A 15,637-nucleotide genomic window follows, 5' to 3' on the forward strand; every position below is an offset into this window, starting at 1 on the left:
TCTCGATGGCATTCTACACCGTCATGACGCCGCCGCCGGAAGGCGACCGGCGCGAGGAAATCGAGCAGGCGCGGCTGATCCCCGAGAGCTTCGCCACGGGGGCCTTCCTGCTGACCGGCCTGTGGCTGCTCGGCAAGCGGCTTTGGCTGGCGACGCTGCTCTTCGTGCTGTTCTGGGGCGCGCTGATCTGGCTGAACAGCCGCTTCGGCCTGCATGCCAGCGCGCTCTCGCTGATCTATTGGGCGGTCGCGCTGTTCCTCGGCGTCGAGGGCAACAACCTCGTTATGCGCAAGCTCACCCGCCAGGGCTGGCGGCTCGCCGATGTCGTCGAGGCCCGCAACCTCGCCGAGGCCGAGCGCCGTTATTTCGAGCGGGCGCTGGCCGGTGAAGCCGTGCCGCCGCGCGTGGAAGCGTCGCCGGCCGCGCCCGCAGCGCGGCCGAGCGGGCCGCTGCCGATCATCGGGCTGTTTCCGGAGGCCCAGGGACGATGAGCCAGAGCGTCGCGATCATCGATTACGGCTCGGGCAACCTGCACTCGGCCGCGAAGGCCTTCGAGCGGGCGGCGGCCGAGGCCGGCATCCCCTCGACCATCCATGTCACCAGCGACACCGACGTGGTGCGCGCAGCCGATCGCATCGTGCTGCCGGGTGTGGGCGCCTTCGCCGATTGCCGGCGCGGGCTCGATGCCGTGCCGGGCATGGTCGAGACGCTGGAAGAGGTCGTGCGCCAGAAGGGCCGGCCCTTCCTCGGCATCTGCGTCGGCATGCAGCTGCTCGCCTCGCGCGGGCTGGAATACAGGGTGACGCAGGGCCTCGGCTGGATTCCCGGCGACGTCACGCTGATCCAGCCGAAGGACGACGCCCTCAAGATTCCGCATATGGGCTGGAACACCCTGCACAAGCAGGACGAGCACCCGCTGCTCGACGGCATCGAGACCGGTCCGCAGGGGCTGCATGCCTATTTCGTGCATTCCTATGCGCTGGCGGCGTCTCGCCCGCAGGACGTGCTGGCGCTCACCGAGCATGGCGGGCCGGTGACCGCGATGGTCGCGCATGGCAACGTCGCCGGCACGCAATTCCACCCCGAGAAGAGCCAGAAGCTGGGGCTGAAGCTCATCACGAATTTCCTGAGCTGGGCACCATGATCCTCTTTCCCGCGATCGACCTGAAGGAAGGCCGCTGCGTCCGCCTGAAGCAGGGCGACATGGCGCAGGCCACGATCTTCAACGACGATCCGGCCGCGCAGGCCGCCGATTTCGAGAGCCAGGGCTTCAACTGGCTGCATGTCGTCGATCTCGACGGCGCCTTCGCCGGCAAGCCGATGAACGCCGCTGCGGTCGAGGCGATCCTGAAGCGCGTGGCCTTCCCGGTGCAGCTCGGCGGCGGCATTCGTGACATGAAGACGGTCGCCGGCTGGCTGGAGAAGGGTATCCGCCGCGTCATCATCGGCACGGCTGCGGTGCGCGATCCCGGCTTCGTGCGCGAGGCGGCCAAGGAATTTCCGGGCCAGGTCGCGGTCGGCATCGACGCGCGCGACGGCTTCGTGGCCGTTGAAGGCTGGGCCGAGACCTCCTCGCTGGCGGCGGCCGATCTCGGCAAGCGCTTCGAAGATGCCGGCGTCGCCGCGATCATCTACACCGATATCGCCCGCGACGGCATGCTGGAGGGTATCAACTGGGAGGGCACAATCGCGCTGGCGAAAGCCGTCTCGATCCCGGTCATCGCCTCGGGCGGGCTCGCCTCGATGGCCGATATCGAGCGGCTCTGCGCCGATGACGCCGCGATCCTCGAAGGCGCGATCACCGGCCGGGCGCTCTATGACGGGCGGATCGACCCGGCTGCTGCGCTGAAGCGGCTGGCGGCCTGAACCACCGCCGTCATGCTCGGGCTCGACCCGAGCATCTCAGGACGGAAGGGTGCCTCATCCTGCACGAGATTCCCGGATCGCCGCTCTGCGGCGCCCGAGAATGACGGCAGCCGCGCTCAACGCACGAACTGGTCGTAGATCTTCGCGAATTCGCCGGTCGCCTTGGCGAGATGCAGCCACTGGTCGACGAAGGCCTTGAAGGTCGCGTCGCCGCGCGGGAGCATGTAGCCCATCTCGCCATATTGCAGCGGCTCGTCGGGATTGACCGCGCAGAGGCCGGGCTTGGCCTTTTCCTGCACCTTCACCTCGATCGACTCGGCGACCATGATGTCGGCCTTGCCGGCGAGGATCTGGTCGAAGATCGTGACGTTGTCGGGATAGACCTCGATCTTGGCCTGTTTGAAGTTGGCGCGCACGAAGCGCTCGTTGGTGCCGCCGGGATTGACGATGACGCGCGTCTCCGGCTTGTCGATATCGGCCACCGTCTGGAACTTCGCCTTGTCGGCGCAACGCACGATCGGCGCCTTGCCGTTGACGAGATAGGGCGAGGAGAAGAACACCTTCTTCTGCCGGTCGAGCGTCACCGAGATGCCGCCCATCGCGACATCGCATTTGCCCGAGCCCATGTCGGTCAGCAGGTCGGCCCATTTCGTCTGGACGAACTTCGCCTCGACGCCGAGCGCCTTGGCGAGCGATTTCGCCAATTCGATGTCGATGCCCTCGAAGGAGCCGTCCTTCGCCAGGGTGAAGGGTTTGTAGTCGCCGGTGGTGCAGATCTGCAGCGCGCCGCGGCTCTGGATGGTGTCGAGCAGGCTCGGCGCCGTTTGCGCTAGGACGGTCGTCGTTGCCGCAAAAGCCAGGCCGGCCGCGATTCCGGCCCGCCGAATCATCGATGCAATAGCCATGGAACTCCCCTCATTGGACTGCTATCAGTCCCCGCCAGCAGAGCAGGGTTGCCGTTTGCGATCAATCCGCCCTGCGCCCGCAGGACCGTGTTGCCGACGATGACCCTGAAGACCCGCATCATCCCCTGCCTCGACGTCAAGGACGGCCGCGTCGTCAAGGGCGTGCAATTCCTCGACCTCGTCGATGCCGGCGATCCCGTCGAGGCCGCCAAGGCCTATGACGCGGCCGGCGCGGACGAGCTCTGCTTCCTCGACATCACCGCGAGCCACGAGGATCGCGGCATCCTGTTCGACGTGGTCACCCGCACGGCCGAAGCCTGCTTCATGCCGCTCACCGTCGGCGGCGGCGTGCGCAAGGTCGAGGACATCCGCGCGCTGCTGCTCGCGGGCGCCGACAAGGTCTCGATCAACACCGCCGCCGTGACCAACCGCCAGTTCGTCAGGGAAGCCGCCGAGAAATTCGGCGCGCAGTGCATCACCGTCGCCATCGACGCCAAACAGGTCACGCCCGGCCGCTGGGAGATCTTCACCCATGGCGGGCGCAACGCCACTGGCATCGAAGCCGTCGCCTTCGCCCGCGAGGTCGTCTCGCTCGGTGCGGGCGAATTGCTGGTCACCTCGATGGACCGCGACGGCACCAAGGTCGGCTATGATCTCGGCCTGACGCGGGCGATCGCGGATGCGGTCTCGGTCCCGGTCATCGCCTCCGGCGGCGTCGGCGATCTCGACGATCTCGTCGCCGGCGTCGCGCAAGGCCATGCCTCGGCCGTGCTCGCCGCCTCGATCTTCCATTTCGGCACCTACACGATCGGGCAGGCCAAGGCGCATATGGCGGAAGCCGGCCTCAGGATGAGGCTGGACTGAGATGGCAGGCTTCACTCTCTCCGACCTCGAAGCCCGCATCGCCGAGCGCGCCGCCGCCTCGCCCGAGGAATCCTGGACGGCGAAGCTCCTCGCCGCCGGCCCCGAGCGCGCAGCCAAGAAATTCGGCGAGGAGGCGGTCGAGGCCGTCATCGCCGCCGTGAAGGGCGACCGGGCCGAGCTGATCGCCGAAAGTGCCGACGTGCTCTATCATCTTTTGGTTGTGCTTCGGGCCCGCGATGTTGCATTGCAGGACGTCTTGAGCCAGCTTGAGGCTCGCACGGCCCGCTCCGGACTGGCGGAAAAGGCGGCAAGGCCCGGGTAGCTTGCCCGTTGAGTTGAGTACGGCGAGGATGGACCCGCGTTGAACCTCGAAGCCTGGATTGCGGGTCGCGTCATGGACCAGCGCCTGACCACCACTCCCCCGGAACGCGACCTCGTCTCGCCCTACCGCGCCTTTTCGCGGGACGAATGGGCGCATTTGCGCGCCGATGCGCCGCTGACGCTCTCGGTCGACGACCTCGTCAAGCTGCAATCGCTCAACGACCCGATCTCGCTCGACGAGATCGTCGCGATCTATCTGCCGTTGTCACGCCTGCTCTCGCTCTATGTCGCGGCGACGCAGGGGCTGTTCAAGGCGACGCAGCGCTTCCTGCTGGCCGAATCCGAACCCAAGGTGCCCTATGTCATCGGGGTCGCGGGCTCGGTCGCGGTCGGCAAGTCGACCACGGCGCGCGTGCTGAAGGCCCTGCTCTCGCGCTGGCCGAACACGCCGAAGGTCGAGCTCGTCACCACCGACGGTTTCCTCCTGCCCAATGCCGAACTGGAGCGGCGCGGGCTGATGGGGCGCAAGGGCTTCCCGGAAAGCTATGACGGCAGCGCGATCCTGCGCTTCCTCTCCGACGTCAAGGCCGGCAAGCCGCAGGTGACGGCGCCGGTCTATTCGCATCTCGTCTATGACGTGGTGCCCGGCGAGACCGTGACCGTCGAGCGGCCGGACATCCTGATCCTCGAAGGGCTCAACGTCCTGCAGCCGAGCCGGATGCCGAGGGACGGCACGGCCATCCCCTTCGTGTCCGATTATTTCGACTTCTCGGTCTATCTCGACGCCGACGAGCACGACCTGCACCGCTGGTACGTCAACCGCTTCATGACATTGCGCCAGACGGCCTTCCGCGATCCGCGCTCGTTCTTCCGCAAATATGCGGAGATCGGCGAGGAGGAGGCGCTCGCCATCGCCGAGAAGCTCTGGACCGGGATCAACCTGCCGAACCTGCAGGAGAACATCCTGCCGACGCGCCAGCGCGCCAGCCTGATCCTGACCAAGGGCGCGAGCCACCGCATCCAGCAGGTCGCGCTGCGGCGGCTGTAGCGCGGGTTCCGGGGATGACGACCTATGTCGCCCTGCTGCACTCGATCGTGCTCGGCCCCGGCAAGCGATTGGTCATGGCGGACCTGAAGGCGATGGCGGCGGAGCTCGGCTTCGCCCATCCGCGCACCTGGGTCGCCACCGGCAACCTGATCTTCGAGAGCGAGGATGCCCCGCTCGCCGAAATCGAAACCCGGCTGGAGACGGGTTTCCATGCCCGCTTCGGCAAGCCCGTCGACATCATCCTGCGCACGGCGCCGGGCTGGCTACGACTCGCTGCGCAAAACCCATTTCCGGATGGACATAGCGCCCATGTCGGTATCCGCGTCATGCGGGCGCCACTCGGCCCGGATACCCTCGCCAAACTGGAGGCGATCGCGACGCCGGATATGCGTCTCGCCCTCAGGGATGGCGATCTCTGGATCGATTTCGCGGGCGAGCCGAGCGAGGCGAGGCTGCTTTCGCATCTGACGACCAGAAAGCTCGGCATCGGGACGCTGCGCAACGCGAATACGGTCAAGGCGCTGGCGGCCATGCTCGCGTGATGGCCGGCCTGTCCTCGCTGGGCGCGATGGCGCTCGCGGCCTTCGTCGCCGCCACCCTGCTGCCGGCACAGTCGGAAGCTGTCTTCGTCGGGCTGCTCGCGGCGAAGAGCGTCGATCCGCTCGCGCTGTTCCTGACCGCGAGCGTGGCGAACACCGCCGGCTCGATTCTCAACTGGTGGCTCGGCCTGATGATCGCCCGGCACGGCGTCGACACGCTGCCGGCCCGCCTGCGGCCCGATCCGAAGCGATTTGTCCAGGCACAGGGCCTGTTCGCCCGCTTCGGCTGGCCGTCCCTGCTGCTGGCCTGGGTGCCGATCGTCGGGGATCCCCTGACCTTTGCGGCGGGCACGCTGAACTACCCGTTCTGGCGATTCACGATCCTCGTCCTGATCGGCAAGGCCGGGCGCTATGCGGCGCTCTGGGCAGGCTGGGCGAGTTTCGCCTGAGCCTCTGCGGCTCGCTGATGATTTTCGGCGATCTCTTCCCTTGGGGTAGCCGCATATCGTTTGCGAAAGCGGCCGGGCCGGGCTACCAGCGAAGCGTCCGTTCAAGGAGATCAGATTATGAGCATTCAGCGTATCGGCGTGGGCCCGCGCATGTCCAAGGCCGTCGTGCACGGCAACACCGTCTATCTGGCCGGCCAGGTCGCGGACAAGGCTGCCGGCAAGAGCGTCGGCGAGCAGACCGCCGACATCCTCGGCATCATCGACGGCCTGCTGGCCGAGGCCGGGACCGACAAGTCGAAGCTGCTGATGGTCAACATCTGGCTCACCGATATCTCGACCTTCGCCGAGATGAACGCCGTCTGGGACAAGTGGGTCGTCGCTGGCGCCACGCCGGGCCGCGCCACGGTCGAGGCCAAGCTGGCCGCGCCGCAGTTCACGGTCGAGATCGCGGTCATCGCCGCGAAGTAAGTCCATTTCGATTGCCGCGCGCCCGGACGGGTGCGCGGCAATCCCTGTAGTCCAACCGGACCGGAGCGGGAGGCCATCATCAGCCAAGCCGACCAGATCGCTCCGCTCCTGGCACGCGTCGCCGGACGCCGCGGCCTTTCGCCGATGGCGATGGCGGCGATGATGGCGGATTGGCTGCGGCGCGCCGGCTCCGGCCTGCCGAGCGAGCACCTGCTGGACCGCAAGGCCAACGATTTTCTCGCGCTGTCGAACCGCCTTGCCGTGCCTCTCGGGGATGCCGAGATCAAGCGCCTGCGTGATGAAGCGGCGACGGCGATCGGCGAAGGTCGCTTCGCCGAGGCCGACAAGAGCCTCGCCCAGGCCGAATTGCATGCCATCGGCGGCTCCCCCGACCTGTCCGCATTGCCGCTCGAACGCCGCCTGTTGATCGGCGAGAACCGCGCGGATCGCGCTGCGCTCAGCTTCCTGCGCACGACCTCCGAGGCCTATCGCGAATCTGCCGCCCGTTATGGCGAGGCCTCCGCTCTGATCGGCCTCGCCGCGATCGACCGCAGCCGCGAGGCAGCGCTCGAACAGGCGAAGGTGCTGGCGCGGATCAGCGAGGATTTCGGCGGCCGCGAAGGCTATGACGGCTCGATCGCCGCCCTGCGCCGTTTGCTCGAAGGGCTCGACAGCCTCGCCGATACCATCGCCTTCGCCGGAGCCCAGGAAGCACTGGCTTCGGCGCTCGACAAACTGGCCGTGCTGACCGGCGACGCCAAGCTGCTCGACGAGGCCCTCATTCATTGCCGGGCCGGCATCGAGGACCTGCGCCACGATGAGGCGCCTGCGCTCTGGCGCGCCCTGAAGCTGCGGCTGGGCAAGCTCGCGGTCAATCTCGGTGTCTCGCAGAAGGACGACAACCTGCTCGAAGAAGCGGTCGCGACCTATGCCACGGCGCTCGCCGTCTGGAAGCGCAGCGACGACGAGGCCCGCTGGCTCGAGGCCGAGTACATGATCTCCCGCGCCCGCGCCACACTCGGCCGGCGCCGCAGCGACCTCTCCCTGCTGGAGCGCGCTTTCAACGGCCTCAACCGCGTCTCGCAGGCGACCGACCGCAGCCGCACGCCGATGCGCTGGGCCGAACTCCAGGACCAGATGGGCGGCGTCCTCGCCGCCATGGGCGAGCGCTACAGCGAGCCCGTCGTGATCGAGGAGGCGATCGCCGCCTTCGCCGCAGCACTGGAGGAATATCGCCAGGAGCGCGCCCCGCTGCTCTGGGCCCAGACGCGGGCCAACCAGGCCGAGGCGATGCTTCAGCTCGCGCGGCGCAGCAAGGACAAGACGCTGGCGCAGCAGGCGCTCGCCCAGTTGATGGCGGCAACCGAAGCCGCCAAGCAGGCGCCGAATGGCAGCGGCGTCGCCACCGATCTGCAGAAACGCCTCGGGGCGGCCGGCGCGACGGCCGCCAAGCTGATCGCCGGCTGAAACAGCCGGCTCGGAGCGTCAGCGCGGGCGACGTGCCGCCAGCCGTTCCAAGGCCGCATCCAGCGTCGCGTCGCGCTTGGCGAAACAGAAGCGGACAACGTTCCTGACCGCGCCCTCGGCATAGAAGGCGCTGACCGGAATCGCGGCGACGCCGTTCTCGGTCACCAGCCTGCGGCAGAAATCGACATCGTCGCTCTCGCCGAGCGGGGCGATGTCGACATTGAGAAAGTAAGTGCCGGCGCTCGGCAGCACCGCGAAGCCGAGATCATGCAAACCGGCCGCGAAGCGATCGCGCGAGCGCTGGAAATCGGCGCGCATGCCTTCGTAATAGCCGTCCTCCTTGCCGAGCCCGTAGGCGACCGCAGCCTGCAGGTTCGGCGGCGTGGTGAAGGTGAGAAACTGATGCGCCTTGGATAGCACGCGCATGATCGCGGGTGCCGCCATGACGAGCCCGACCTTCCAGCCGGTCAGAGAGAAGATCTTGCCAGCGGATGAGATCTTGACGGTGCGCTCGCGCATGTCGGGCCGCCCAAGCACCGAGGCATGGCGGTGGCCGTCGAAGACGACATGCTCCCAGACCTCGTCGCAGATCGCGATCGCGTCGTGGCGTACGCAGAAATCGGCGAGCAGGTCGAGATCGGCCTTCCCGAAGATCGTCGCCGTCGGGTTCAGTGGATTGTTGAACAGCACGACCTTCGTCTTCGGCGAGAAGGCCTTGGCCAGCGCCTCTTCGGTCAAGCCGAAATGCGGCGGGGTCAGCGTCACGAATTTCGGAATGCCGCCGGCACGCCGCACGAGCGGCAGATAGGCGTCGTACATCGGCTCGAACAGCACAACCTCGTCGCCGGGCGTGATCAGGGCCATCAGCGCGCCTGCGATCGCCTCCGTCGCGCCCGAGGTCACCATGATCTCCGTCGTCGGATCGAGATCGAGCCCCTGCCAGTGCCTGTAATGCTTCGCCGCCGCCTCGCGCAGCTCGGGCAGGCCCATCATCGGCGGATACTGGTTCCAGCCATCGACCACCGCCTCGGCCGCCTTCCGGCGGACATCGAGCGGGCCGGGATCATCCGGAAAACCCTGCCCGAGATTGACGGCGCCGGTCTCGCGGGCGAGCTGCGACATCACTTCGAAAACGGTGGTGGGGAGGGCGGAGAGGATCGGATTCATCGCGGTCGGATCAGCTCGGCAAAGGCGGGAGCCGTGGCTTTAGCATGCCGGACCGGCCGGCGCACGCGATGGAAAAACGATCTGGCTGAGGGGCAGAAAATAGCGAATGATGAATGTTGACATTCGTCAGCGTTCAGTGTTTATTCAGTTCAGCCGGCCTTCGGCGGACGCCTGTTGCGACTTCGCCCCTTTGGCGCAGCAGGATGCCGCAGAAGGCCGGCGAACCTTGTCAGGATGGTGCAAACCATCTCGGGGCGCGCGAAATCCGCGCCAGACTCTCCCAGCGCCCTTGCCTGAAGATTGCCGCGACCGGTTTCCGCACTCGCGGAAACCGCGCTAAGCAGGCGCATGGCCCGCTCCCCCGTCCCCGCGATCATGATCCTCGGCACCGGCTCCAATGTCGGGAAATCGCTGATCGTCGCCGGACTGTGCCGGCTCTTCGCGAATCGCGGCCTGAAGGTGCGCCCGTTCAAGCCGCAGAACATGTCGAACAATGCCGCGGCGACCGGGGCCGGTGAGATCGGCCGGGCGCAGGCGCTTCAGGCCCGCGCCGCCCGCATCGAACCGCATCCCGACATGAATCCGGTGCTGCTCAAGCCCGAGGGCGAGCAGGGCAGCCAGATCATCCTGCAGGGCCGCGTCGCCGGGCGTCTCGCCTCGCGCGACTTCGCGCGGCGCGGGGATTTCATGCCGCAGGTGCTCGACAGCTTCACGCGCCTGAGCGAGGGCGCCGATCTCGTCATCGTCGAGGGCGCTGGATCGCCGGCCGAGACCAATCTGCGCGCGCGCGACATCGCCAATCTCGGCTTCGCCCGCGCGGCGAACGTGCCGGCCGTGCTGGTCGGCGACATCGACCGCGGCGGCGTGATCGCGAGCCTGGTTGGCACCCATGCGGTGCTCGATGCCGAAGACAGGACGATGATTCGCGCCTTCGCGATCAACCGCTTCCGAGGCGCTGTCGAACTGTTCGCGCCCGGCGTCACGACGATCACCGAGGCGACCGGCTGGCCCTGCCTCGGCGTCGTGCCCTGGTTTGCCGATGCGGTCAGGCTGCCGGCCGAGGATGGACTCGACATCCGATCGGGGCGGAAAGCGGGTGCGCGCCTCAAGGTCGCCGTGCCTGTGCTGCCGGGCATCGCCAATTTCGACGATCTCGATCCGCTGAAGCTGGAACCGGATGTCGACCTTGCCATGATCGGGCCGGGGCAGCCGCTGCCGGGTGATGCCGACCTCATCATCCTGCCGGGCTCCAAGACGACGCTGCGCGACCTCGCGGCGCTGCGGCGGGAAGGCTGGGATATCGATATCCTCGCCCATCGCCGCAGGGGCGGGCGCGTGCTCGGTCTTTGCGGCGGCTACCAGATGCTCGGGCGGGTGGTGCGCGATCCGCTGGGACTGGAAGGCCCGCCCGGAGAGGCGCCGGGCCTCGGCCTGCTCGATATCGAGACCACGCTCGACGCCGAGAAGACCGTTCGCGAGGTCGATTTCATCGATGCCGGCTGCGCGGCCGCAGGCCGGGCCTATGAGATCCATCTCGGCCGGACGGACGGTGCCGATACGATCCGCGCGCCGTTCCGCGTCGAAGGCCGGCTGGAAGGCGCCGCAAGCCCGGACGGCCGGGTCGCCGGCAGCTATCTGCATGGTATCTTTGCTTCGGACGCGGTGCGCGGCGCCTGGCTCGCCGCGATCGATGGCCAGCGCCGAAAGCCGTCAGGCCTGCATTATGACGATGCGATCGAGGCGACCCTGGATCGGCTCGCCATGCATTTGAATGATCATTTCGATACGGAAACCCTGTTCAATCTCGCGAAGAACCGCGATTCCGCAGCCTGAGCCGGTCGGGAACATCGAGCGCCCTGATCTATTCCTTCAGCAGGGTCCCATCGAAAGATTGATGCACATCAAGGCAAAAGTCTTTATTCGCCATTATGTTGACGAATGACGAAATTCGTCATAACGATCAATTCTTCACCGCTTTCGTTTAAAACAAACCCAGCCAACGGCGCCGTGAGCAATCCCGAACGCGATACCAGGCAGATCATCGTCGACACCGCCGAGCGCTTCTTCCGCGACATCGGGTATCAGAAGACGACTGTGGCGGACATCGCCAAATCCCTGCGGATGAGCCCCGCCAACGTCTATCGCTTCTTCGATTCGAAGAAGTCGATCAACGAGGCCGTGCTGGAGCGCTACAAGCGCGAGCAGGAAGAGGCGATCGCCACAATCGCCGATGAGGACCGGCCTGCGGCCGAGCGCCTGCGCGACATCCTCGCCACCTCCTACCGGTTGAACGCCGCCCGCTTTGCCGGCCATGCCCGCATGCAGGAAATGGTCTGCGCCGCGATGGAGGAGAGCTGGGACGCGATCATCGCCCATATCGAGCGCTTCGATGTCGTGCTGCGCCGCGTCGTCGCCGACGGCATCGCGCGCGGCGAGTTCCGGCCGATGGAGCCGGCGCACGCCACCGGCTGCATCCGCACGGCGATGATCCGCTTCATGCATCCGCTGCTGATCACGCAATGCGAATGCATTCCCGGTCCGACGCCGGACGAGATGATCGCCTTCGTGCTCGGCGCACTCGAAGCCAGACCCCAGGCCCGCTGAGCGGCCCGGCGCCGCGTATCGGCTGCGCCGAAAACCGCGCTTCCCCTTTCGGGCCGATGCTCCAGCGCGTTGACAAGCCGCCGAGGGAGCGGGATACCGCGCGGACATGGCCATCCTGCCCAAACAGAATCTCAAGAAGCTCGCCGTCATCCTGCATGACCTCGCGGTCACGGCGCTGGCGATCTGGCTCGTCTTCGTCGTCCGCTTCGAGGGCGCCCAGCTCGTCGAGCATCTGCGCTACCTGCCGCGCTTCCTGCCCTTCTTCGTGGCCTATGCCGGGCTGATCTACTGGCTGTTCTCGCTCTACCGCTCGAAATGGCGCTTCGCCTCGCTGCCCGACCTCTCGAACATCGTGAAGGCGGTCTCCGTCCTGACGGTATCGCTGCTCGCAGTCGACTATGTGCTGGTTGCGCCGAATTTCTACGGCGCCTTCTATTTTGGCAAGATCTCGATCGCGCTCTACTGGCTCGTGCAGGTCGCCCTGCTCGGCGGGCCGCGGCTGGCCTATCGATACTTCAAATATGCACGCTCGCGCACCAGCGCGGTCCGCGAGGCGAACCTGCCGGCGCTGCTGCTCGGGCGCGGCGTCGAGATCGAGATGGTGATCCGCGCCATGGAAGCCGGCACGATGCGGCGGCTCAGGCCCGCCGGCATCCTGTCGCCGCGCCCTGACGATCTCGGCCAGTCGATCCGCGGCGTGCCGGTGCTCGGCCTGCTCGGGGACATCGAGCGGATCGCCGGCGAGGCGATCGAGCGCGGAGAGGCCTTCCGCCGCATCGTCGCCACCCCATCGGCCCTGCTGCCGGAGGCGCAGCCGGAGAAATGGCTGGCGCGCACGCGCAAGCTCGCCTTGCCGATCTCGCGCATCGACAGCCTCGGCGAGGGCGTGCGCGACACCGAAGTCGCGCCGCTCGAAATCGAGGACCTGCTGGTGCGCTCGACCGTCGCGATCGATCGCGAGCGACTCGGTTCCTTCCTGAAGGGCAAGCGCGTCATCGTCACCGGCGGCGGCGGCTCGATCGGCTCCGAGATCTGCCTGCGCTGCGCAGCCTTCGGCGCGGCCGAGCTGCTCGTCGTCGAGAGCTCGGAACCGGCCCTGTTCCAGATCAGCGAGCAGCTCTCCGTTCAGGCGCCGGACACCGCCGTCTCCGGCGTGCTGGCCGATGTGCGCGACCGCGAGCGGATCATGCCGCTCTTCGCCGGTTTCAAGCCCGACATCGTCGTCCATGCCGCGGCGCTGAAGCATGTGCCTTACCTGGAGGCCGACTGGAGCGAGGGCATCAAGACCAATATCTTCGGCTCGGTGAACGTCATCGACGCCGCCGTCGCGGCCGGCGCCCGAACCTTTGTGATGATCTCGACCGACAAGGCGATCGAGCCCGTCTCGATGCTGGGCGCGACCAAGCGCTTCGCCGAAATCTATGCGCAGTCGCGCGATGCCGAACTCGTCGCCGCCGATTCCGGCATTCGCCTCGTCGCGGTGCGCTTCGGCAATGTGCTGGGCTCGGCCGGCTCGGTGGTACCGAAGTTCAAGGCGCAGATCGCCCGTGGCGGGCCGGTCACGGTGACCAGCCCGGAGATGATCCGCTATTTCATGACGATCCGCGAGGCCTGCGACCTCGTGCTGACCGCGGCCTCCCATGCTCGCGCAAGCGATGCGGAGGCCGAGCGGGCGGCCGTCTATGTGCTCAAGATGGGCCAGCCGATGCGGATCATGGACCTGGCCGAGCGGATGATCCGCCTCGCCGGCTTCGAGCCGGGCGAGGATATCGAAATCGTCGTCTCCGGCGTCCGGCCAGGCGAGCGCCTGAACGAGATCCTGTTCGCGCGCGACGAGCCGATGGCGGAAACCGGGCTCGACGGCATCATGGCCGCCAAGCCGATCTTCGCCGGCCGTGACCGGATCGAGGCCTGGCTGACGCAGCTCCAGGCCGCCGTGAAGGCCAATGACCAGGGTGCGGCCAATGCCGTGCTCGACGAAGCGATCCCGGATTTCAGCCGGCGCGACTCGCAGCAGCCAGCTGTGCCAGCGCCGTCTTCGTCTCTGCCTGCGGCTGCCAGCCAGCACTGAGCAGGCGCTCCGGCCGGGCGACGACACTTCCCGCCAGCTTCAGGAATGTCTCCTCGCGGCCTGCGAGGCGCGACAGCCGGCGCAGCCAGAGTTCAGGGACGGGCAACAGACCGGGACCGCGGCCCAGCCCCGCGCGCATCGCCACGAGCATGTCGGCGACGCTGATGGGCTCCGGGTCGGCCAACGCATAGCTTTGCCGTACCGGGCAGGCCGGCGTCAGCGCGAACAGGATGGCGCTGGCCAGATTCCCGACGGCCAGCAGCGAGCGCGGCGCCTGCAACCCACCCAAAGGCAGCGGCACAGGCAAGCGCGCCAGCTTGAGCAAGGCCGCCATATTGGCTTTCACGCCGGGCCCGTAGATCAGGACAGGGCGCAGCGCGACCCAATCGAGATCGAGGGCGGCAAGGCCTTGTTCCGCCGCGAGCTTGGAGCGGCCATAGGCGTCGCCGGGCGCGGGCTGCCCATCCTCCCGCAAAGGCGGGCCGTCGAAGGCGTCGGTCAGCGCCTTGATCGATGAGAGATAGACGAAGCGGCGAACGCCGGCCGCTTCGGCAGCCCGGGCGAGCTCCAGCGTCGCCTCGGTGTTGATGCGGCGATAGAGCGCCTCGTCGAGCCCCGGTCCGGCATGGGCGAGGCCAGCCATGTGCACGACATGGTCGACGCCCTCCAGCGCGGCGCGCCAGTCGACGGGCGCCGAGAGATCGCCGGTCACGACCGCCTCCGCGCCGGCCGGGACAGGCCCTGGGCTGCGCTGGGCGAGGCGCGGGCGATAGCCGGCCTGGATCAACGCCGCGACGACATGCGGCCCGACAAAGCCGCTCGCGCCAGTGACGAGGATGCGTTCCTCAGCCATGGCGCGGACCGGTCGCGAAGCGGCGCAGCAGCAGGCCGGTGAGCAAGGCGGCCGCTGCCAGGCAAGCGAACTGGACCGGGAGCGCCGGCCAGGCCAATGAAACACCGGCGATCACGGCCAGCGCGAGATTGAGCAGGGCGACGCGGCCGACCACCGCGATCACGCTGAAGCCGTTCGTCGTCGCCTGCTGGTAGAAATGCGAGCGATGCGCCTCCCAGACCTTCTCACCGCGCGCGAGGCGGCGCAGCAGCGTGATCGTCGCGTCACTGATGTGATAGAGCGGCAGGATCAGGGCGGCGGCGAAGGCACCTTCCCCAGCCAGGCGATAGAGCAGATAGGCGGTGGCGAGCCCGATCGGCAGCGAGCCGACATCGCCGAGGAAGAGGCGCGCCACCGGCCGGTTGAAGGGCGCAAAGCCGAGGAGGCCACCGCAGAGCGCGGCGGCAAGCCAGCCCGTTACCGGATCGATCGCACCGGCCATGCCGGCGAGCGCCAGCGCGGCCGTCAATGGCACGATGCCGGCGACGGTTATCCAGTCGAGCCCGTCCATGAAATTGACGAGGTTGACGAACCACACGCCCGCCAGAAGCGCGATGGCGCGCTCGACCGCCAAGGGCAGGAATTCGGGAAAGAGGCGCAGCTCCGGCGCGGCACGAAACAGCACGAAGCCGACGCAAGCCGCCTGCAGCACGAGCCGGATGCCCGCCGGCAACGGCCGGATGTCGTCCCAGGCGCCGACGATGCCGAGCCCCGTCACGGCCAGCACCAGCACCAGCACGGCACGGGTCGCCTCGCCCTCGACCGGCGCGAGCCAGAGCGCCGCGCCCAGCGCGATGAAAGCTCCGGCCAGCACGGCGATGCCGCCGCCCTGCGGGGTCGGGACCTTGTGGCTGGACCGGGCATTCGGCCGCGCCAGGGCATAGCGCAGGAGAAGCGGGCGCAAGGCCACGCAGAGCACCGCCGCCAGAACGGCGGCGGCGGCACAGATCATCAGGGGGTGGAGCACGTTTTCCAA

At 67.7% G+C, this 15,637-nt stretch carries 17 protein-coding genes; 13 read left to right on the plus strand and 4 right to left on the minus strand.

Annotated elements, in window-relative coordinates; all coding sequences use genetic code 11:
• Positions 1–5 precede the first annotated feature (5 nt).
• Genes AC07NY_RS22530 through hisA form a run of 3 tightly spaced genes read left to right on the plus strand, consistent with a single transcriptional unit; the run spans position 6 to position 1,866 of the window.
• Positions 6–491 carry a DUF2628 domain-containing protein gene (locus AC07NY_RS22530; protein WP_494585671.1) on the plus strand — a complete coding sequence of 162 codons (486 nt, stop codon included), beginning with the start codon at positions 6–8 and terminating at the stop codon, positions 489–491.
• Positions 488–1,144 (plus strand): imidazole glycerol phosphate synthase subunit HisH, encoded by a 657-nt coding sequence (gene hisH / locus AC07NY_RS22535; RefSeq protein ID WP_494585672.1) that lies wholly within the window; start codon positions 488–490, stop codon positions 1,142–1,144. The genes AC07NY_RS22530 and hisH overlap by 4 nt, the downstream gene beginning before the upstream one ends.
• Entirely contained in the window at positions 1,132–1,866 is a 735-nt protein-coding gene (hisA, locus tag AC07NY_RS22540) for a 1-(5-phosphoribosyl)-5-[(5-phosphoribosylamino)methylideneamino]imidazole-4-carboxamide isomerase (RefSeq protein WP_494585756.1), read from the plus strand. Before hisH ends, hisA begins: the two co-directional genes overlap by 13 nt.
• A gap of 116 nt (positions 1,867–1,982) precedes the next feature.
• Here hisA and AC07NY_RS22545 read toward each other — a convergent pair whose 3' ends face one another.
• Positions 1,983–2,771 carry a transporter substrate-binding domain-containing protein gene (locus AC07NY_RS22545; RefSeq protein WP_492287032.1) on the minus strand — a complete coding sequence of 263 codons (789 nt, stop codon included), beginning with the start codon at positions 2,769–2,771 and terminating at the stop codon, positions 1,983–1,985.
• A gap of 99 nt (positions 2,772–2,870) precedes the next feature.
• Here AC07NY_RS22545 and hisF point away from each other — a divergent pair, with 99 nt between their 5' ends.
• The 7 genes from hisF to AC07NY_RS22580 all read left to right on the plus strand — a co-directional run bounded on the left by hisF (position 2,871) and on the right by AC07NY_RS22580 (position 7,927).
• Positions 2,871–3,635, plus strand: coding sequence for an imidazole glycerol phosphate synthase subunit HisF (hisF, locus tag AC07NY_RS22550; RefSeq protein WP_494585673.1), 765 nt, complete (start codon positions 2,871–2,873; stop codon positions 3,633–3,635).
• A gap of 1 nt (position 3,636) precedes the next feature.
• A complete protein-coding gene (locus tag AC07NY_RS22555; protein ID WP_492287034.1) occupies positions 3,637–3,957 on the plus strand; it encodes a phosphoribosyl-ATP diphosphatase in 321 nt (106 codons plus the stop codon).
• Positions 3,958–4,029: 72 nt separating this feature from the next.
• Entirely contained in the window at positions 4,030–5,004 is a 975-nt protein-coding gene (gene coaA, locus AC07NY_RS22560) for a type I pantothenate kinase (RefSeq protein ID WP_494585757.1), read from the plus strand.
• Positions 5,005–5,018: 14 nt separating this feature from the next.
• Positions 5,019–5,546 carry a DUF1697 domain-containing protein gene (locus AC07NY_RS22565; protein ID WP_494585674.1) on the plus strand — a complete coding sequence of 176 codons (528 nt, stop codon included), beginning with the start codon at positions 5,019–5,021 and terminating at the stop codon, positions 5,544–5,546.
• Positions 5,546–5,992 carry a YqaA family protein gene (locus tag AC07NY_RS22570; RefSeq protein WP_494585675.1) on the plus strand — a complete coding sequence of 149 codons (447 nt, stop codon included), beginning with the start codon at positions 5,546–5,548 and terminating at the stop codon, positions 5,990–5,992. The genes AC07NY_RS22565 and AC07NY_RS22570 overlap by 1 nt, the downstream gene beginning before the upstream one ends.
• Positions 5,993–6,109: 117 nt before the next feature.
• On the plus strand, positions 6,110–6,460 hold the full coding sequence (locus AC07NY_RS22575) for a RidA family protein (protein ID WP_454654278.1): 351 nt from the start codon (positions 6,110–6,112) through the stop codon (positions 6,458–6,460).
• A 159-nt stretch (positions 6,461–6,619) separates the two neighbouring features.
• Entirely contained in the window at positions 6,620–7,927 is a 1,308-nt protein-coding gene (locus tag AC07NY_RS22580; protein ID WP_494585676.1) for a hypothetical protein, read from the plus strand.
• A gap of 18 nt (positions 7,928–7,945) precedes the next feature.
• On the opposite strand, the gene AC07NY_RS22585 is transcribed toward AC07NY_RS22580, so the two are convergent.
• Positions 7,946–9,094, minus strand: coding sequence for an aminotransferase (locus tag AC07NY_RS22585; protein WP_494585677.1), 1,149 nt, complete (start codon positions 9,092–9,094; stop codon positions 7,946–7,948).
• Positions 9,095–9,442: 348 nt separating this feature from the next.
• On the opposite strand from AC07NY_RS22585, the gene AC07NY_RS22590 reads away from it, so the two are divergent.
• The 3 genes from AC07NY_RS22590 (at position 9,443) to AC07NY_RS22600 (ending at position 13,769) form a co-directional block, all read left to right on the plus strand.
• A complete protein-coding gene (locus tag AC07NY_RS22590; protein WP_494585678.1) occupies positions 9,443–10,927 on the plus strand; it encodes a cobyric acid synthase in 1,485 nt (494 codons plus the stop codon).
• 174 nt (positions 10,928–11,101) lie between these two features.
• On the plus strand, positions 11,102–11,698 hold the full coding sequence (locus AC07NY_RS22595) for a TetR/AcrR family transcriptional regulator (protein ID WP_494585679.1): 597 nt from the start codon (positions 11,102–11,104) through the stop codon (positions 11,696–11,698).
• Between the two features lie 115 nt (positions 11,699–11,813).
• Positions 11,814–13,769 (plus strand): SDR family NAD(P)-dependent oxidoreductase, encoded by a 1,956-nt coding sequence (locus AC07NY_RS22600; protein ID WP_494585758.1) that lies wholly within the window; start codon positions 11,814–11,816, stop codon positions 13,767–13,769.
• Here AC07NY_RS22600 and AC07NY_RS22605 read toward each other — a convergent pair.
• Together AC07NY_RS22605 and AC07NY_RS22610 are read right to left on the minus strand one after the other, a co-directional pair.
• Positions 13,693–14,622 carry an NAD-dependent epimerase/dehydratase family protein gene (locus AC07NY_RS22605; protein ID WP_494585680.1) on the minus strand — a complete coding sequence of 310 codons (930 nt, stop codon included), beginning with the start codon at positions 14,620–14,622 and terminating at the stop codon, positions 13,693–13,695. The two genes, AC07NY_RS22600 and AC07NY_RS22605, sit on opposite strands and share 77 nt — an antisense overlap.
• Positions 14,615–15,613, minus strand: coding sequence for an MraY family glycosyltransferase (locus AC07NY_RS22610; protein ID WP_494585759.1), 999 nt, complete (start codon positions 15,611–15,613; stop codon positions 14,615–14,617). Before AC07NY_RS22610 ends, AC07NY_RS22605 begins: the two co-directional genes overlap by 8 nt.
• Positions 15,614–15,637 lie beyond the last annotated feature (24 nt).

Source organism: Allobosea sp. GW821-FHT09G06 (genome assembly GCF_059416005.1).